Raw genomic sequence first — 19,853 nt, 5'->3', positions numbered from 1 at the left:
GCGGCATTGTACTCGTTATAAAGGATTTCAACATGCAGCGGCATGGTGTTGGTTAGCCCGCGTATGTGGCCCGACACGACCGAGACCGCGCCGAACTCGCCCATGGCACGGGCATTGCACAGCAACACGCCGTAGAGCAATCCCCATTTGACGTTGGGCAACGTCACGTACCAGAACGCCTGCCAGCCATTGGCCCCGAGCGACAGAGCAGCCTCCTCGTCGCCATTGCCCTGTTCCTGCATCAGCGGGATCAATTCGCGGGCGACGAAGGGGAAGGTGACGAAGACGGTGGCCAGCACGATGCCCGGCACGGCAAACAGGATGACGATGCCATGCGCCTTGAGCCAGGCGCCGAGCAGGCCTTGCGCGCCGAACAGAAGTACATAGACCAGGCCGGAAATGACCGGGGAGACCGAAAACGGCAGGTCGATCAGTGTGGTCAGGAACGCCTTGCCCTTGAACTCGAACTTGGCGATCGCCCAGGCGGCGGAAATACCGAAGACGATGTTGAGCGGCACCGAGATCGCCGCGACCAGAAGCGTCAGGCGGATCGCCGAGCGCGTGTCCGGTTCGCTCAGCGCCTGTGTGTAGGCCTCGATACCTTTGGCGAAAGCTTCCTTGAAGACGATTATCAGCGGCAGGAGCAGGAAAATGCCGAGGAAGGCAAAGGTCACGATCATCAGCACGGTTCTCGCCGTGCGGCTCTCGGTCACCGCCGGCGACTGGCTTTCATGGTGCGGCGCGTAGGATTTGATCTCCGGGTCAGCCATAGCGCTTGCGGCTCCAGGTCTGCACCAGGTTGATGACCAGCAGCATGACGAAGGACAGCGCCAGCATGATCGCCGCTATCGCGGTCGCCGCGGCGTAATTATATTCCTCCAGCCGGATGACGATCAGAAGCGGCGCGATCTCGGATTTGAACGGCAGGTTGCCGGCGATAAAGATGACGGAACCGTACTCGCCGACGCCGCGCGCGAAGGCCAGCGCGAAACCGGTGACGATGGCAGGCGCCAGTCCGGGTAGTAGAACGCGGCTGATGATCTGGAAGCGATTGGCGCCGAGCGTGGCGGCCACTTCTTCTACCTCCTTGTCGATCTCCTCCATGATCGGCTGCACGGTGCGCACGACGAAGGGCAGACCGATGAAGACCAGCGCGATGACGATGCCGAGCGGCGTATACGCGACCTTAATGCCGAGCGGCGTCAGCAGGCTTCCGATCCAGCCATTCGGTGCGTAAAGTGTGGTCAGCGCGATGCCGGCAACCGCCGTCGGCAGCGCGAAGGGCAGGTCGACCATGGCATCGGCGATGCGGCGGCCTGGAAAGCTGTAGCGCACCAGCACCCACGCGACGATCGTGCCGAAGACGACGTTGACGGCGGCGGCAATGAAGGCGGTGCCGAAGCTGATTTCAAGCGCGTTGATGGTGCGGCGGTCGGTGACGATCGCCCAGAAGTCGGTCCAGCCGAGCGCCGCCGAGCGCCAGATCAGCCCGGACAGGGGGATGAGGATGATGAGGGTGAGGTAGGCAAGCGAGAAGCCGAGCGTCAATCCGAAACCCGGAATGACGCTCGGCTGCCTGAATCGCCACCTCGCCTTGGCGGGTGCTGTGGTCATGTCGTCCTGATCTAAATGCTACTGGGCCGGCTTGTAGATCTGGTCGAATATACCACCATCGCCGAAATGATAAGGCTGTGCTTTCTTCCAGCCGCCAAAAAGCGGGTCGTCGATGGTGACCAGCTTGATCTCAGGCAGCTTGGCCAAGTCCTCCGCCGGCACCAGTTCGGGCTTCGAAGGGCGATAATGGTTTTTGGCGATGAGCGTCTGGCCTTCCTTGGAATAGAGATAGCTCAGATAAGCTTCGGCAACTTTCCGCGTGCCTTTGGCGTCGACATTGGCGTCGACCACGGCGACCGGCGGCTCGGCCAGGATCGAGGTCGGCGGGTAGACGATATCGAAATTGTCGGCGCCGAACTCGTCGAGCGCCAGATAGGCCTCGTTTTCCCAGGCGAGCAGCACGTCGCCCAGCCCTTTTTGCGCGAAGGTCACGGTTGCGCCGCGCGCGCCGGTGTCAAGCACCGGAACATGGGAATAGAGGTTGCCGACGAATTCCTTGGTCTTGGCCTCGTCGCCGCCATCCTTGGCACTGGCATAGGCCCAGGCGGCGAGATAGTTCCAGCGCGCACCACCGGAGGTCTTGGGATTCGGCGTGATCACCTGGACGTCGTCCTTGACCAGATCGCCCCAGTCATGGATGCCCTTGGGGTTTCCCTTGCGGACGAGAAAGATGATGGTCGAGGTGTAGGGCGCCGAATTGTTTTCGAATTTCGTCCGCCAGTCGGGATTGATCCTCTTCGCTTTCGAGACAATGGCGTTGATATCGCCTTCGAGCGCCAGCGTCACCACGTCGGCGTCGAGGCCGTCGATCACGGCGCGAGCCTGCGCGCCCGACCCGCCATGCGACTGCTGGACGGTGACCGTCTCGCCTGTCTCGGCCTTCCAGTGGGCGGTGAAGGCCTCGTCGAATTGCTTGTAGAGCTCACGCGTCGGATCATAGGACACGTTGAGAATGGTGGTGTCGGCAAACGCGAAACCGAGCGTGCCGAACTGGACAGACGTGGCGACCAGTGCGCCGAGCAGTTTCCTGAAATGAGGTTTGGTCATTTCCGCCTCCGTTGAACTCGCGCCAAATCTACCGAATTGATAGAATTTAGATGCATTCAATGTTGCCTTTTTTGGCCTATTGAAGCAATTTTTCGCCTAGTTTCGGCGATGCGAGAAACTATTTTCCCGCATGGACCATGATCGCGCTCCCGACGCGATTATCTAGAGACGGCTGGCTCTTCGGCAATGGCTGCGTCGCGTCCGAAGGTTTCGGCCGGCTATTCGGCGGTAACGGGAAAGTTGAAGCGCTCTTTTGGAAACGGCTCGTTCTCCAGCGTGAAGTGCCACCATTCGCGGGCGTAATTCTTGAAGCCGCGGGCACGCATCGCCTCGACAAGCCTTTTGCGGTTAGCCGCCGCTTCACTGGCTATCGGTCGGTGAGCCGTTTTGCTCGCTGGATCGAAACAGTCGAAACCCGTGCCGAAATCGAGCGTGTCGGCATCGGTCGCGCCGCAGGCCGGTTTCGGAGCGCTCTTGCGGTCGGCTCGCGCGATCGCGACATCGACCGTCGATCCGCGCGAATGGGTGGACAGTTCGCCGATATAGCCCTTGGCGATGAGATCCTTGCGCTTGACCTTTGGGTACCATTGCGGGTCCGGTGGCCCGCTCGTTTTTGTCCATTCACGCATGTCGGAGACAGCCCGCGCAGGGCGATAGCAGTCGAACACGACCAGCGTCAGTCCTTCGGCGGCAATCGCTTTCTGCACTGCCGAAAGCGCTTGCGCGGCTTGCCTGGTGAGGACACATACCGGCGCATCGTAGCCGCTTACCTTGCGATGCAGGAAATTTTCGGGGCCGGCATAGCGGATATCCTGCCGGATATTGGGATCGATGTCGGCTAGCCGAACAAAGCTGGCGGGCAGCGCGTCAGCAGACGCCGAGAAAGTACAGGCGGCCGAAAGCAAGACGTAAAACACAATCCCCTGAATCACCTGCCGGAAATTATTCAAGGGAAACTTTCACTCGACGAAAACCTTCACACTGGCCGCGCGTCCCGCCGCGTCGATCACGGTTAGGGTCGAATAGCCGGCGCCGTCCGGCTGCCAGGTCGCGGTGCGCCGCCGGTCGATGCCGACCAGCGGCTTGCCGTTGGCCAGCCAGCGGAATGGTGCGCGGCCGCCTTGCAGCTTGAGCACCAGCGGCGAGGGGTCGGCCGAGGAAGTGCCGAGATCGACGCGAGCGCCATCGGGCGGAAAGATGATGGTTGGCGCAGGTTCGGTCGGCGTCGCCTGTACCAGCCCATCGGCGCCGGCGCCGAAGCGCGTCAGCGTCACCGGCAGCTCCTCGCGCTTCGGACGCCGGACGCCGGACGGCTGGCTCGGCAGCGGTACGGCGGCCAGGCTGGAACGGACAAAACCTTCGAACAGCATGGGCGCAGCCGAGACATAGCCGGACAGGCCGGGCACAGCGCCGGCGTCCGGGCGGCCGACCCAGACGCCGAGCACGTAGCGGCCGTCGAAGCCGACCGACCAGGCGTCGCGATAGCCGTAGGAGGTGCCGGTCTTGTAGGCGATGCCGCGTTGGGCGGCACCCTGGGGAGGCTTGACGCCTGACAGGATGTCGGTGATCTGCCAGGTCGCCTGCCCGTCGAGGATGGTGGTGGTCGAGCGTTCGGCATTCGCCGGCTCGGTGCCGTCATGCAGAGTGTGTGCCTTGCCGCCACTGGCAAGGCCGGCATAGAGTTGGACCAGGTCGCGCAGGGTCACCCCGACGCCGCCGAGGCCGATCGCCAGGCCGGGCGCTTCGTTGACGGGCAGGATAGGGGTCACATCAGCCTGGCGAAAGCGTGCCATCAGCCGGGCCGGGCCGACCGCGTCGAGCACGCGGATCGCCGGCACGTTGAGCGACAATTGCAGCGCCTGCCTGATGCTGACATCGCCCTGATAGCCCATGTCGAAGTTCTTCGGCCGATACCCGGAGAAATCGGCTGGGCTGTCCTCGATCAGCATCTCCTGCGCCACCAGGCCTTGTTCGAAGGCGAGGCCGTAGATGAACGGCTTCAGCGTCGAGCCAGGCGAGCGAACGACCTTGGTCATGTCGATCCAGCCCGAACGGCTGGCATCGAAGAAATCGGCAGAGCCGACCTCGCCAAGAATATCGCCGGTGCGGGCATCGGCCAGCACCATGGCCACCGAGAGGCGAGGGCCGAGCCTGGCGGCCGCGTCCTTGGCCACCTGCTCCAGCCCTTCCTGGACACTCTTGCGGATCGTCAGTTGCAGCTTCTGGCCGGGAATGGCCTTGGACAGCATCGTATAGGCCGCATGGGCAGCGAGCGCCGGCAAGGTCCGCCGCAGCCCCGACACATCGTCGAGCGCGGCACGCGCGGCCTCACGTTCGCCGAGCAGGCCTGCCGAGACCATGCGGGTCAGCACGCGGTCGCGGGCGGCATGGGCGACGTCGAGGTTGCGGTCAGGGCGCCGCTTTTCCGGCAATTGCGGCAAAGCGACGAGCAGGGCCGCCTCCGAGACCGTCAGCCGTTTCGGCTCCTTGCCGAAATAGGCAAGCGAAGCGGCGCGCACACCTTCGAGATTGCCGCCATAGGGCGCCAGCGTCAGATAGCGTTCGAGGATCTCGCGCTTGGAAAGCCGCCGTTCGATCTGGAGGGCGCGCAGCATCTGCTTGATCTTCGAGCCGAGGCTGCGGCTGTCGCGCGGTTCGATCAGCCGGGCGAGTTGCATCGGCAGCGTCGAACCACCGGAGACGATATGGCCGCTGGTCGCGAACTGCCCGGCGGCACGCGCCAGTGCCAGCACGTCGACGCCTTGATGATCCCAGAAACGCTTGTCCTCATAGGTGACCAGCATGTCGACGAACTGCTTGTCGACCTGGTCCAGGCTGGTAGCGAGCCGCCAGTAGCCATCCGGCGTAGCGAAGGCGCGCAGCAGCTGGCCGTCTCGGTCCTGCACCTCGGTCGAGACCGTCAAAGCAGCCGGCAGCGGCGGCGGAAAAGCGCGGTCGAGCTGCCAGAGGGCGGCGGCGGTGATTGCAGCGAGACCGGCCAAGGAAATGCCCGTGATGGCCGCTCGGCGCAGGAATTTTCTGGAGAGCATGGCGCCGCCCCTCATCCGCCTGCCGGCACCTTCTCCCCGTTTAGTGACGGGGAGAAGGGGGCTGTCGCGACCCTTGGCGCCTTTTCTGCGACGTTAAAGTTCGGCGAAAACTTCGGCGCATGGCTCTTTCTCCCCGTCTCTATACGGGGAGAAATGCCCGGCAGGGCAATGAGGGGCAGCGCCATCGCCATATTCCTATCCGCCATTTTTTGCCTTACGGCGCCTTGACCTCCATCATGCCGGTGGCGGTGCGAGCCGAATATTGCGGCCGGTACATGTCCTCGATCGTTGCCGCCGGGTGGGCGTAGGTGCCCGGCGTCACCGCGCGCACGACGTAGGCGAGTGTGATGTTGCGGTCGCCGTCGCCGTCGTTGGGATTGAACGCCGCGACGAAACGGTCGTCGCGGAATTCGAGATGGGCGGCATCGGTCTGCGCCAGCCAGGAGAAGTTCGTCAATTGGGCGCTGGAGACCAGGCCCGGATTGTCGATCTCGAACCCGGCCGGCAACAGGTCGGTGATCAGCAGTCGCGAAGGCCAGGTGTTCTGCTCGTAAACCTTGAGCACGACGACATAGCGTTCGTTCTGCTTGACCTCCGTCACGTTGGCCTCTGTGCCGTCTAGCTTGTAATAGGTACGGCCGATGGTAAAGCCGTTGCCGCCGGCCGGCAGAGGCTGGATCGGCGAGGCCACGGTGGTGACGACCGCCTGCAGCGGATTTCTGCCGGTGTTGACGATGGTCAGCGGACTGTCGGCCAGGTCGCCACCGGCGATCTGGTCCGAATAGCCGCCGGCATGCGGTGCGCCGTTGACGGTCAGCGCGATCGAATCATTGCCGGCCTTCAGCGCGCGGGCCGCCAGCAGCATCCAGGACTCGTCCTGTGTGCTGGTCCACCTGGCGTCGGCGCGTTCCCAGGTCACTAGTTGGATCAGCGCCGGCACGATGGTCGGCACCGGCTTGCTTTCCGCGGCAAGCGCCAGGATCGCCGCGCCGTCGCGCAGTGGCGAGCCATAGTCGGACCGGTAATAGTCATATTCGGGCGTCGACTTGGCCAGCTGCAGCGCGGCCTGGAAGGTTGCCTCCGAGCGCTGGGTGTCACCGTAGAGGGCGAGAGACGCCGCCAATTGGGCGACGGCCATCGGGCTGGTAAAGGCTTCGAGCTGGGTGTCGGCATAATAACGCAGATCGCCGACCGAGGCCTTCTTGTTGCGGGCAAGCACATAAAGCGCATAGGCGATCTCGCTGCCGCGATCCTGGACGTCCTGATCGTAGCCGATCGCGTTCTGCAGATTGCTCAGCGCCTGGTTCATCGCCAGGGCCGGCACGTCGTATTTCTGCTCGCGCGCCCGGGTGAGGAAATCGGTGACATAGGCGTCGAGCCACAGATCGCCGGAACCCGGACCCCACAGGCCGAAGCTGCCGGCCGATGCCTGATAGCTCAGCACCTTGTAGATGGCGTCCTGGACGCGGCCACGCAGATCGGGGTCGCTGGCCATGCCGATGCCGGAAGCCATCTCGTTGACGTAGAGAAGCGGCATGGCGCGGCTGGTGGTCTGTTCGGCGCAACCATAGGGATAGCGGTCGAGCGTCATCAGCAGCGACGGTACATCGAAGGCAGCAGCCTGCGAAACGCCGACGCTGACCGAAGCGCCATCGAGCAGGCTTGCCGCCAGCAGTTCCTTGTCGACGCGCAGCGCGCCGCCATTGCCCTTGAGGTCGACGACCATGCGGGTGGTCACAGGCAGTTGCGCCGGGCGCACCGGCACATAGAGCGTCTGCTCGACGGCGGTGCCGTCGGCATGCGCAAGCTTGATGGTGATCGAGGCGTTGCCCGCGGTCCGCGCAATCAACGGCACGGTCAGCGTCTGCCGCTTGCCTTTGACCAGCGTCAGCTTTTCAGGCAAGGCGGCACTGCCGGTAGACAGGTCGCCCGTCGTGTCGATGGTCAGCTTGTAGTCGCCAGCGGGGCCGTCGGTGTCGGCGACGTCGAGCCGCATGACGGCGGAATCGCCGGGCGCCAGGAATCGCGGCAGGCCGGCGGTGATCACCACCGGATCGCGAACGATGACGTCGGACTGGGCATGGCCGACTGCTTCCTTTGTCCAGGCGACGGCCATGACGCGCACGGTGCCGTTGAACTGCGGTATGTCGAAGTCGATCCGCGCCTTGCCGTCGGAGTCGAGCTGGACCGGGCCGGAGAAGAAGGCGACCAGCTTTTCGGTCGGCGGACTGCCTTGCGATTGCATGTTGGCGCCGTCGCCGCCGGTGCGCAGCTTACCGGTTGTGCCCAGCGAGCCGTCGATCAGCCGGCCATAGATGTCGCGAACCTCGAGACCGAGCATGCGCTGGCCAAAGAACCAGTTCTCCGGATCCGGTACCTTGTAGTTGGTCAGGTTGAGGATGCCGACGTCGACGGCGGCGACCATGACATAGGCGTTGGTGCCGGGCTGCACGCCGGCTACGGCGACCGGGATCGACAGCTGCTGGCGCGGCATGGTCTTGTCCGGCGGCGCCAAGCTGACGGCAAGCTTCCGCGAGCCGGGATCGAGCTTCAGCCATTTGACGCCGATGGCGCGCGCCGGCATGCGTGTCTCTTGCGCATCGCCCGGCCTGAACAGCGTTGCCGTGACGTAGGCGCCGGCACCCCAGTCGTCGCCGACCGGGATGTCGACGGTGCTGCCGCCGGCCGGCACGCTGGCGGTGACGGTCTTCAGGAGCTTGTCGGCGCCGATGGTGACGAGCAGCTCGCCGGCAAAGTGCGGCGACACTTTGAGCTTGGCCACTTCACCCGCCGCATAGGTATCCTTGTCGAGGGCGATCTCGAGGCCGTCGGGCGTTTCGGTGGTGGTGGAACTGACATACCAGCCGGCGTCGAACTCGTAGCTGGTGGCCGGGCCTTCCGGATCCGCTGTCTCGATCTCAAGCCGGTAGCGGCCCCAGTCGACCGGCAGCGACACCGTCGCCTCGCCATCGGCGCTCAGGTGGACCTGGCCGTTGGCCACCGCCTTGGTGAAGGTGACCGGCTCATAGTTCCAGGAGTTGCTCGAGCGGTACCACTGGTAGCTACGCTCGACCTTGACCAGCGACCACTGCGCGCCCTTCAGCGCCTCACGCTTGCCGTCTGGGTCGACAGCGATCAGGCTGAACTTGGCCGTGCCGCCTTGCGGCACCTCGTTGTCGTCGAAATCCGGGCGGATGCCGATCATGTGGCCCTGCGGGCGGATGCCGATATTCAGCGAGCGCTCGACGGCACGGCCGCCGGTTTCACGCATCCTGACAGTGACCTTGGCATCGACCAGCTTGGTGGTGGATGGCAATTGATCGACGGAGACCGGGAAGGTCGCCTTGCCGTCCTCGCCGACCACCGGCAGGCCGGTGAAGGGCGTCACAGTCGGTTCCGCCGACTGTTCGTCGGCCAGACCGAAGGAATAGCCTTTGAAGCGGTCCCAATCGCTGGCGGTCGACAGCGTCAATTCGCCTTCGAGCGCGAGGCCCGCGGCCGGCGCGCCGTAGAGAAAGCGGCCGTCGACGGTAATGTTGGCGGTCTCGCCCTGGGCGATCTCCTGCTTGTCGGAGGACAGGTCGAACTCGATGCGGTCCGGTACGAAGTCCTCGACCAGGAACATCTGGCTGGCGACCGCCGCCTGCTTGGGATCGGTATGGATCGCCACCGTCCAGGTGCCGCGCATGGCGTTGGGTTCCAGCGGCAGGTCGACTGCGTGACCGCCGGCCGATGCGCCATCGCTGACGATGCGGCGGTCCTCGACGCCGTCGGGCCGCGAAAAGATGAAGGTCAGCGGCAGGTTCTCGACCGCCTTGGCGGCACTGTCGCGGGCAAGGGCCGCGACATGGACATCTTCGCCGGCGCGGTAGATGCCGCGCTCGGTCCAGGCATAGACGTCGAGCGCGCCAGGTGCCGGCCGTCCGGCGACGCCACGGTCGGACAGGTCGAAGCCGGCGCGGCCCATATCGAGGAAGACGAAATCGTCGTCGCCCTGTTTGGCCATCAGCACGGCCGGCGCCATGCCGCTGTCGCCGCGCGTCAGGCCGGGATTGAACACCGCCCGCCCTTCCGCGTCGGTGGTCGCGGTGCCGAGGATTTCATTGTTCCTGGCCAGCAGCGTCAGCTCGGCGCCGGCGATCGGCTTGGCGGTTGCGAGCGAACGGGCAAAGACGTTCAGCCCATCCTGTCCGGTATAGGTCGACAGGCCGATATCGGAGACGACGAACCATTGCGTGGCGTGCGAATCATAGTCGTCGCTGCGATCGTCGACGGCTTGTGCGGTCAGCACATAGACGCCGGGCTTGCGCTTCGGCAAAGCCTCGTCGATTGGGAAGGAGGTGGTGACTTCCTTGTTGAGGTCGTTGGCGATGTCGAGCTGGCCTTGCCAGACCGGCTCGCCCATCTGTTCGGAGATGTTCGAAATGTCGTAGCCGTCAAGCTGGCGCAGGAACTGATATCCCGACAGAAGCTGGGCCAGCGAGCGGTCGCCGATGCGGAAGAGCTTCATTTCGGCGGCATTCATGTTGACGGTGACGACCGGTATGCCGCGGCGTGCGCCTGCGGGCAGCACGAAGCTGTCGCCGGTGAAGCGGGCCGAAGGCGCGCGGTCCTGCACGTAGATCGACAGAACCACCGGTGCCGCGGTGACTTCGCCAATGGCGGCCGGCAAGCCGGCGCGGAAGGTCACGTCGTAATGTTGGCCGTGCTCGAGTCCTTCGACGCAGATCTGCTTGTCCTTGGCTTCGACGCCCTTGGGAGCGGCGTTGTCGACAGTAACGAACTGCGAGTAGTCGACGCCGGTCTTGACCAGTTCCTCGGAGAACTGCGCGCAGATGCGTGGCGCGCTGGTGTCGGCATCGACGGTATGATCGATGACGCGGAAGCCCTTGCGGGCCTTGAGATCCTGATAGGCGGCCCTGACTGCCGGCGAATTGACGAGAGCGAGGCTCGCCTCGTAGGCCTGCAGGGCCGGCCTGTAGAGATCGCGGCGATCAAGGCCGTCCCCGAGCAGCGCCAGCACGTCGGCGCGCGTCTTGGTGGTGCGCAGCAATTTGTAGGCGTTGAAGGCGGCGGAAGTGGCGTTCGCCGGTAGGGTCGACGGCTCCGAGCTGTTGGCGGTCGGATGGACGGCAAGCGTTTCGCGCGCCAGCTCGAGCCAGAGCTGGCCATCATAAGGCAACACCGAAACCGCCGCTTCGTATTTGTGCATGGCCGAGCGATGATCGCCCGTCAGCGCCGACTGTTCGGCGGCGGCCCTCAGCGCCGTCAGCCCTTCTGTCGGCTTGGTGTAGGTCGGGCCAGTGAGCTTGTTGCGGTATTGCTGGGCCTGGTCGGCCATCCAGTTGGGGAAGAAGGCGAGTTCGGGTGGCGCGCCGATGTCGGGATCGCCATCGATGTTGACGATCTTGCCGGCGACGGCGCCGCCGAAGGGTTTCAACGAATTGTAATCGGATTTAAGGAAGCACCATTTGGCCTTGAGGTTGTAGGTGAAGGCGCGGCAGGCCGGGTCGCCGAGGCAGGTGGTCTTGCACTGGTCGAGGCTGACATTCTGGTCGGATCTGAGATCGAAACCGAAATAGTCGGAATTGTCCGATGTCACCACCCGCCGGGCTTCGGCCGCTTGCGCGACACCGCTCCAGGCAAAAAAGAGAAGGAAAAGAATCGATAGACCACGAGCCGCGCGCATTGCCATAAACCCCTCCAGACAAGTGCTTACGTCCAGAAATCTTCAAGCTTCAGTCGCGCTTGTCAACATCGGGACGCGGCAGGATCCGCCTGCCAACGGTTTGCTTTCCGGCCGGTGACCGGTAGTAGCTCCATAGGACAGGGGATCACGCTTTCTTGCGGCGACGCAGAAGGTGTGAGTTCCAAGCCCTGTCTATTTCAGCAATTGGATTGTGGCCCCTTTACGAGTGCTTCAGAACTTCATTCCAATTTTAGGTTTGCGAGCTAGGCTAGGAGCGTAATGCCGGCGTATGAAAGGCAGATGTCGGGAGGAACCGCGCCACGGCGCGCGCTTTCGCGCGCCCTGCTTTTCGCATTGTTGTGCTCTACGGCACTTGTTGCCGAAACCGGAAGTGCGGCAGCCTTCGAGATTTTCGGCATCAAGCTGTGGGGATCCAAAGACGAAGATGCCGATATCGTCGACCCGCTGCGCTATGCGGTGACGATCGAGGCGCCGGACGCCGACAAGGATCTCGCCGAGAAGCTCGAAAACGCCTCGGCGCTGAAGGCCGACGAGGAACACCCGGTATCCGGTTCTCTCGGCCTGCTGGCCAAGGCGCGCAGTGACCGTGAGCAACTTGTTGCCGCACTCTACACTGACGCCCGCTACGAGGGTGTGGTCACTATCACGATCCAAGGCAAACCGCTCGACGATCTGCCGCCCGATGCCGAATTTTCGGGTCCGCAGCCGATACCGGTGGTGATAAGCATAGCAGCCGGGCCGAAATTCACGCTTGGCAACATCAGACTGGAAGGCGATGCGGCGGGGCTGGCAAGTGCCGATTTCGGCCTGATCGCCGGCGGTGACGCCAGTTCGGGCGCCGTGCTCAAGGCCGAGGCGGCGATCGTGCGGGCACTCAAGCAAGAAGGCAGGCCGCTGGCCAAGGTGACGGGCCGCGAGATCGTCGCCGAGCACGCCGGTTCGACGCTCGACGTGACGCTTGCCGTCGCGGCCGGCCCGGTCGCCGGCTATGGCGACACCACTGTCGAGGGCACGGAAAAGGTCGACCGCGACTTCACCGAATATATGACGGGCCTTAAGCGCGGCCGCCAATATTCGCCCGATGAGATCGACGATGCGCGCGACCGGCTGCTCGGGCTCGAGGTCTTCAACAGCGTGACGGTGAAGGAAGCCGACGCCCTCGACGCCGAGGGCAACATCCCGATCGGTGTCCAGGTAAGCGAACGCAAGCCGCGCTATTTCGGCATTGGCGGCAGCTTCTCAAACACCGAAGGGCTGGGCCTCGAAGGCTATTGGGGGCATCGCAATCTGTTTGGCCGCGCCGAAAAGCTGCGCATCGACGGCAAGATCAGCGGCATCGGCAGCAACGACTTGACCCAGCTCAATTACAATGCCGGTGTCATGTTCGAAAAGCCGGGCGTGATCGGGCCGGCGTCGAAATTCATTGCCAGCGTCAATACCGTGCTGGAGCACCCCGACGCCTACGACCATTTCTCGGTCAAGGGCAGCACCGGCCTATCCTACGAACTCGACAAGAAGCAGACGGTTTCCGCGCAAGTCGCGCTGGATTATTCGAGGATCCACGACGCTTTCGGCAAGCACACCTATCTGATCGCCAGCATTCCACTGCAATATGTCTACGACAATCGCGACAGCAAGCTCAATCCGACCCGGGGCTTCAGGGTGCTGGCCTATGGCGAGCCGAGCTACGACATTTTGAGCGGGGCTGCGTTTGTCAAGCTGAAGGGCGAGGGGTCGGCCTACCAGTCACTCGATTCGGCCTCGAAATTCGTTTTCGCCGAACGTGTCGCCATCGGCTCTATTATCGGCGCCAGTCTTCAAGATGTTCCGGCAGATCGACGCTTCTACTCAGGCGGCGGCGGTTCGGTGCGCGGCTATGCCTATCAAGGCATCGGCCCGAAGGACAGCAATGGAGAGCCGATCGGCGGGCTTTCCTTCTTCGAGACCTCGGTCGAGATGCGCATCGCCGTCACCGACAAGATCGGCGTCGTGCCGTTCGTCGATGCCGGCACGGTGTCGACCAGGCAGGTCCCCGATTTTTCGGACATGAAGGTCGGCGCGGGTGTAGGCTTGCGCTATCTGACGGCGTTCGGGCCGCTGCGCGTCGACGCGGCGGTGCCGCTCAACCGCGGCCCCGACGATCCTCATTTCGGCATTTATGCCGGCATCGGCCAGGCATTCTGATGGCAATATTCAGGCGCATCCTCCGTATCCTTTTTTACACGCTGCTCATCGTCGTGGCAGCGGCGGTGGGGGCGCTCGTCGTGCTGACCAAAACCGAGCGCGGCCGCGAAAACCTTGCCGGCATCATCTCGACCATGGCCTCGACCGGTGATCGCAAGGTCACTGTCGTCGGCATCGACGGTATCTGGTCGGGCGCGCTGAGGGTCGATCATGTCGTTCTGGAGGATCGCGAAGGCGCCTGGATGGTGGCGCGCAACGTGGCCGTCGATTGGTCGCCGCTGGCACTCCTGTCGAAGAGCTTCAGCGCCGATCGCATTGGGGCCGAGCGTATCGAGTTGGCAAGGCTGCCGGTGGCCAATACACAGTCGAGCCAAAGCGGAGCGACGACGCTGCCGGTTTCCATCGACGTCAGGCAACTCGACCTTCCCGAAATCGCGCTCGGGCAGGCTCTGGCCGGCAGCGGTGTCGCCGAACTTGCAGCCAAGGGAGCGCTCAAGGCGAACGCCTCACCATTGGCGATCGAGACCAACCTCAACATCGTTCGCCACGACGGCAAGCAAGGCACGGTCGACGCCAAAGCCCATTTCGCGCCGGCCGACAACAAGCTCGACCTCGACCTTAAGGCATCCGAGCCGGCCGGCGGCATCATCGCCAACCTGCTCAACCTGCCGGGCGCGCCGCCGGTCAACATTGTCGTTTCCGGCACCGGACCGCTCGCCAACTGGAATGGCATCGGGACCTTCGTTGTCGACGGCCGGATCGTCACCCAGCTTACCGGTCGCCATCAGCTCACCGACAAGGGTCATTATGTCGAGGCCAATGGCGATGGCGAATTCGAGCGCTTCCTGCCCGAAACCCTGAAACCGCTGTTTGCCGGCAAGACCACCTTCGACCTCGCCGGCACGGCGACCGCGGCCGGCGGCGTCGATGTCGAGCGCGCCAATATCGACAGCGGCGCCTTGCACGCGACCGCCGCCGGCATTGTCGATCCGAACGGCGCCAGCGACCTTTCGGTGAAGCTCGCCGCAAAGGGGCCGCCGATCGTGCTCAGCCTCGGCAGCGAGGCGCAACCGATAACCGTGGCAATCAAGGATGCCACGGCCCGCGCTTTCGGCGATGGCAAGGCGCCGATGGTGGATATCGGCGCGTCGCTGATCTCGGTGGTGGCGGGCGGCACGCGGGTGGACGACCTGATCGGGCAAGTGCATTCCGATGGTTTCGACATCCAGAACCGTAGCGGGCCGGTCACCATCAAGCTGACGGCGGCCGGCCTGAACACCGACGTCGCGACTTTGGCGCCGCTGGTAACGGGCAGGGTCAGCGCCGGTTTCGACGGCTCCGTCAGCAAGGAACAGATTGTCGTCGACGACGGCACGCTACGCAGCGACGCGCTCAATGCGTCCGTAACAGCCACAGTGGCGCTTGCCGATCTGTCGATGACGCTCAAGATGAATGCCGACGCGGCTTCGACGGCGCTGCCGCCGCAAATCAGCTCGGTTCTCGGCGAGCGCGTGCAGTTTTCCGCAACCGCGACACGCGACCCGGACGGTGCGTTCGCCGCCAACGCATTGCAACTCACCTCGGGCACGCTTAGCGCCAGCGGCACCGCCAGTGCGCAAGGCACCGATATCCGGGCCGATATCAAGGGTACGCTGGGCGACGTGTCGGTGCTGTCGCCGCTGGTCGGCGCCAAGGTCGGCGGCGCCGTCGGTTTCGGGCTTACCGCAAGCGGCGCGCGCAGCGCACCGGATTTCTCGGTTTCGGCCAACAGCGACAGCCTGACGGCGTCCGGCCATGCGGTGAAGCAGATCAAGCTGAGCGCGAGCGGCAAGGCCGATATCGCCAGTCCCGCCGCCGATGTCTCGCTGACCGGCTCGGTCGACGACCAGCCGCTCGACCTCAAGGCATCGCTGGTCACAACCGACGGCAAGCGCTCCATCAATGGACTTGCCGTCTCGTTAGCCGACAACAAGGTCTCCGGCGACCTCGGGCTCGACGACAACCTGCTGCCGCTCGGCACGTTGACCCTCGATGCCGCCGATATTGCTCCGCTGGCCGCACTCGCAGGCCAGTCGGTCGCCGGCGACGTGCGCGGCACCATCCGCTTTGCGAACGACAACGGAGCGCCGACGGTCGCGATCGATGCGACGAGCGCCGTGATTTCGCGCGGCGAACTGGCGGCGAAGACAATCGCCGTCAACGCGCTGGTCGCCAATTATCTCAAAGCACCGGCAATCGCCGGCAAGATCAAGGCCGACACGATCACCTCCGGAACCACGGTGATCAGCGGCATCGATGTCGACCTGAAGCGCGATGGCGACTGGACCGGCTTTAGCGGCGGCGCCACGGTCGCCGGCATTCCGGCCAGCGCGTCCGGGCGGGTCAGGGTTGCGAACGGCACCACCAGCATCGAGCTTGCCTCGGGCGAGGCGGCCATCCGCGGCATCAAGGCAGCTGTCGCGCAGCCATCAGCGCTGACAATCGCCAATGGCAGGGTGAGCATAGAGAAATTGGCGCTCGGTGTCGGTGGTGGTTCGGTTGCCGTGTCGGGTACGGCTGGCCAGACGCTCGATCTCACTGCCACCTTGTCGGCGGTGCCGGCAGCGCTTGCCAATGATTTTTCACCGGGTCTCGATGCCGTGGGCGCGCTCAGCGGCACCGCGCAGGTCACCGGATCGTCGGCTGCCCCAGATATTCGCTTCACCGCCCGGCTCAGCGGCGCCGAAACCAGCCAGACCCGGCAGGCTGGGCTCGGGCCGCTGGATCTCGATGCGGCAGGCCGTTTCTCGTCGGCCAGCGGCCTGGCCATCGAGCAGGCGACGCTTGCCGGCGAGAAAATCTCCGGCAAGGCAGCCGGCACCCTCAATCCGAACGGTGCCAGCGATTTTTCGCTCGACCTGGCCTCTACCGGTCCGAGCCTGCCGTTGTCGCTTGGCAGCAAGGAGAGCCCGATCAAGCTCGAGCTGCAGGCGATATCGCTAACGGCGGCCGGGCAGGGCGCCCAGCCGAAGCTCGACATTTCCGCGACGCTGCCATCGGCCGCCACCAATCTAGCTATGATCGAGGGCATCACGCTTGCGCTGCACTCCGATCGCTTTGACGTGAAAGCCCGGAGCGGGCCGATCTCCGGCACCGTGATTGCCGAAAAAATCGGCCTCGACAATCCGACTATCGCGCCGCTGATCGCCGGCAAGGTCACCGCCAAACTCGCCGGCAGCCTTGCCGCCGATGCCTTCGTCATCGATAGCGGCACGGTGACCAGCGACGCGTTGAACAGCGGCTTCAACGGGCGGGTCTCGCTGGCCGACGGCGCCATCGACCTCAATGTCAAGGCGGACGCCGCCTCGGCGGCACTGCCGGGGGCGGTACGTGGCGTGCTCGCCGAGCGAACGCAATTCAGTGCCGCGCTGAAGCGGGACGCCAATGGCAATGTCACCGCCAATACCGTCAGGCTGTCGTCCGGTTCGCTGACGGCAGACGGCCAGGCGAGCCTTGCCGACAACAAGCTCAGCGCCGACGTCAAAGGCGCACTAGGCGACGTCTCGCTGCTGTCCAAGGATGCCAGAGGCGCTATTTCTTTCGCGCTGAATGCGCAAGGCGCCAGCACTGCGCCGGATCTGTCGCTGACTGTCAACAGCGACAAGCTTTCGGTGGCCGCGCGTGAGATCACCGGATTGAAGCTCACCGCCACCGGCAAGGCTGATGCGGCCAACCCGGCTGCGAATGTGCAACTCACCGGAAATGTCGCGGGCCAGTCGCTGCAGGGCAGCGCCGTGCTGGCGACATCGGACGGCAAGCGCGCCATCAACGGGCTTTTGCTGTCGCTCGGCAAGAACCGTATCTCCGGCGACCTGGCGCTCGACGATGCCTTCCTGCCGGCCGGCACCGTGGCGCTCGACCTGCCCGATATCGGTCCGCTTGCGGCCCTGGCGCTGGAAAAGGCCGATGGCGATGTGCGCGGCACGATCGCCTTCTCCAAGGCGGGTACCGTGCCGCAAGTCGCCGTCAAGGCGACGACGGCCTCGATCTCGCGCGGCGATGTCTCGGCCAAGGCCGTGAGCATCGATGCGCTGATCGCCAACTATCTGGCGGCACCGGTGATCTCGGGCAAAATCCGTGCCGACAGCGTAACTTCCGGCGGCACGGCTAGTCGGGGCGTCAACGTCGATCTCAAGCGCGACGGCGAATGGACCGGCTTTTCCGGTGGCGCCACCGTCAAGGATATTCCGCTGAGGGCGGCCGGCCGGGTCAAGGCGGTCAAGGGCACGACGACGGTCGAACTTGCCTCCGGCGAGGCGACCATCCGCGGCATCAAGGCGGCCATCGCCCAGGCCTCGACCATCAACATCGCCAATGGAGTGACCAGCCTCGACAGGCTGGTGCTCAACCTCGGCGGCGGCACGGCGACGGTCACGGGCAAGGCTGGGCAGGCGTTCGACCTCAACGCGACGCTGACCCGCGTCCCGATCTCGATAGCCAACAGTTTTTCGCCGGGCCTCGATGCCGCCGGTTCCATCTCGGGCACAGTGAAGGTGACGGGGGCGCCGGCCAATCCCGCCGTTGCCTTCAAGATCGACGCCGCAGGCGTTCAGACGTCGCAGACCCGCGGTGCAGGTTTCGGCGGCATGGGCGTCTCATCCTCAGGTACGTATTCGGGCAACAGGCTGACCTTCGACGCCAACATGAGCGATGCCGCCGGTCTCGGCCTCAAGGGCGGCGGCACGATGACGACATCAGGCGGGCCCACCCTTGATCTCAACTTTTCCGGCAAGGTGCCGTTCGCCTTCCTCACCAGGACACTCGCTGCGCAAGGCCTGTCCTTGAGCGGCACGGCCGACGTCGATGTGCAGGTGCGCGGCCCGGCGACGTCGCCGGTGATCTCAGGCACGGTCCGCACGTCGGGCGCCCGTCTGGTCGATGCGCGATCGGGGCTTGCGATCAACGACATCACTGCCGATGTCGCTATCGGCAATGGCGTGGCCAGGATCAACCGCCTGACCGGCACGCTGTCGACACGCGGCAGCCTTTCGGCCAGCGGCACCGTCGGCATCGATCCGGCAAAAGGTTTTCCGGCCGACCTGTCGGTCAAGCTCGTCGATGGCCGCTATACCGACGGCAAGGTGGTCACCGCCAATCTCGGCGGCGACCTGACCATCAAGGGACCGCTCACCTCCGCGCCGGTGATTTCCGGTACCGTCAACCTGGCCAAGACCGTCATCACCGTACCCGAAAGGCTACCCGGCTCGCTGGCCGAGCTCAACGTCAAGCACAAGAATGCGCCGCCAGCCGTGCGTGCACAGGACAAGGCGTTGCGCCCGGCCGCAGCAAGCAGCGGCGGTGGAGGCAGCGGCCTCAACCTCGACGTCACGGTCAATGCGCCGAGCCAGATCTTCATCCAGGGCAGGGGCGTCGACGCCGAGCTCGGCGGTTCGCTGCGGCTGACAGGTCCGGCGTCGTCACCCCAGGCGGTCGGCACCTTCACCTTGCGGCGCGGGCGGCTGACGATCCTTGCAAAGCGGCTGACCTTCACCGAAGGCACCGTCGGTTTTTCCGGCTCTCTGGTGCCCTACCTCAATCTCACGGCGCAGTCGAAGACGACCAGCGCCACCGTGACCATCGTGGTGTCGGGCGAGGCGACCAACCCGAAATTCACCTTCTCCTCGGTACCCGCGTTGCCGGAGGATGAGGTGCTGGCGCAGCTGATCTTCGGCCGTTCGATGTCGAACCTGTCGCCGCTGCAGATCGCGCAGCTTGCCGAGGCTGCCGGACAACTGGCCGGCGTCGGCGGCTCGACCTCCCTGCTGCAGAACCTGCGCAGCGCGATCGGCGTCGACGACCTCGACGTGATCACCGACGAACAGGGCGGCACCGCCGTCTCGGCGGGCAAGTATCTCAACGACCGCACCTACGTGACGATCCAGAAGGGCGACAGGCCGGGCTCGGGCAAGGCAACCGTCGATCTCGACGTCGGGCGCGGCGTCAAGCTGCGTGGCGAGGCAACCGACGCCGGCGAAGCCAAAGGCGGTGTTTTCTACGAACGGGAATATTGAAACCGGCCGTTCGCGCAGAACAGTTGGTTGCCTGAAGAACGAGCGGCGCAGCGGCGAATGTCCCAGTTTAATTGCCCGTTGAGATTTCAGACGAAATCCCTGGCGCAGTAGCAAATTTGCGCCAAGACTGTCGTTATCGCGCGAACCGCCCTGCTTTCAAAGTTGCACATTCCTTGGCATGTTCCCAATCCGTGCCGT

Annotated in this window: 8 protein-coding genes; 2 read left to right on the top strand and 6 right to left on the bottom strand. The window is 64.4% G+C overall.

Annotated elements, in window-relative coordinates:
• The 6 genes from cysW to NKJ55_RS31000 form a co-directional block, all read right to left on the bottom strand.
• The coding region (gene cysW, locus NKJ55_RS31025) for a sulfate ABC transporter permease subunit CysW (protein WP_352453213.1) at positions 1–770 on the bottom strand (770 nt) is incomplete at its 3' end.
• A complete protein-coding gene (gene cysT, locus NKJ55_RS31020) occupies positions 763–1,614 on the bottom strand; it encodes a sulfate ABC transporter permease subunit CysT (RefSeq protein WP_352453212.1) in 852 nt (283 codons plus the stop codon). The genes cysW and cysT, both read right to left, overlap by 8 nt.
• Before the next feature lie 18 nt (positions 1,615–1,632).
• Entirely contained in the window at positions 1,633–2,661 is a 1,029-nt protein-coding gene (locus NKJ55_RS31015) for a sulfate ABC transporter substrate-binding protein (protein ID WP_352453211.1), read from the bottom strand.
• A gap of 218 nt (positions 2,662–2,879) precedes the next feature.
• Positions 2,880–3,578, bottom strand: a complete 699-nt coding sequence (locus tag NKJ55_RS31010; protein WP_352453210.1) for a M15 family metallopeptidase — start codon at positions 3,576–3,578, stop codon at positions 2,880–2,882.
• A 42-nt stretch (positions 3,579–3,620) separates the two neighbouring features.
• A complete protein-coding gene (gene pbpC, locus NKJ55_RS31005; protein WP_352453209.1) occupies positions 3,621–5,711 on the bottom strand; it encodes a penicillin-binding protein 1C in 2,091 nt (696 codons plus the stop codon).
• 214 nt (positions 5,712–5,925) lie between these two features.
• Positions 5,926–11,406 carry an alpha-2-macroglobulin family protein gene (locus NKJ55_RS31000; RefSeq protein WP_352453208.1) on the bottom strand — a complete coding sequence of 1,827 codons (5,481 nt, stop codon included), beginning with the start codon at positions 11,404–11,406 and terminating at the stop codon, positions 5,926–5,928.
• Between the two features lie 273 nt (positions 11,407–11,679).
• Here NKJ55_RS31000 and NKJ55_RS30995 point away from each other — a divergent pair, with 273 nt between their 5' ends.
• Positions 11,680–13,605, top strand: coding sequence for an autotransporter assembly complex protein TamA (locus NKJ55_RS30995; protein ID WP_352453207.1), 1,926 nt, complete (start codon positions 11,680–11,682; stop codon positions 13,603–13,605).
• Positions 13,605–19,655 carry a translocation/assembly module TamB domain-containing protein gene (locus NKJ55_RS30990; RefSeq protein WP_352453206.1) on the top strand — a complete coding sequence of 2,017 codons (6,051 nt, stop codon included), beginning with the start codon at positions 13,605–13,607 and terminating at the stop codon, positions 19,653–19,655. The genes NKJ55_RS30995 and NKJ55_RS30990 overlap by 1 nt, the downstream gene beginning before the upstream one ends.
• The last annotated feature ends 198 nt before the right edge of the window (positions 19,656–19,853 follow it).

Source organism: Mesorhizobium sp. M0106 (assembly GCF_040322715.1).
Lineage (GTDB): Bacteria > Pseudomonadota > Alphaproteobacteria > Rhizobiales > Rhizobiaceae > Mesorhizobium.
This window is presented reverse-complemented; position numbering and strand designations above follow the sequence as displayed.

Bases quoted from the DNA above. Each gene is read 5' to 3' on its own strand.
- NKJ55_RS30995 (WP_352453207.1), top strand. From the start codon at position 11,680: ATGCCGGCGTATGAAAGGCAGATGTCGGGAGGAACCGCGCCACGGCGC.
- NKJ55_RS30990 (WP_352453206.1), top strand. From the start codon at position 13,605: ATGGCAATATTCAGGCGCATCCTCCGTATCCTTTTTTACACGCTGCTC.
- NKJ55_RS31015 (WP_352453211.1), bottom strand. From the start codon at position 2,661: ATGACCAAACCTCATTTCAGGAAACTGCTCGGCGCACTGGTCGCCACG.
- cysT (WP_352453212.1), bottom strand. From the start codon at position 1,614: ATGACCACAGCACCCGCCAAGGCGAGGTGGCGATTCAGGCAGCCGAGC.
- pbpC (WP_352453209.1), bottom strand. From the start codon at position 5,711: ATGCTCTCCAGAAAATTCCTGCGCCGAGCGGCCATCACGGGCATTTCC.
- NKJ55_RS31000 (WP_352453208.1), bottom strand. From the start codon at position 11,406: ATGGCAATGCGCGCGGCTCGTGGTCTATCGATTCTTTTCCTTCTCTTT.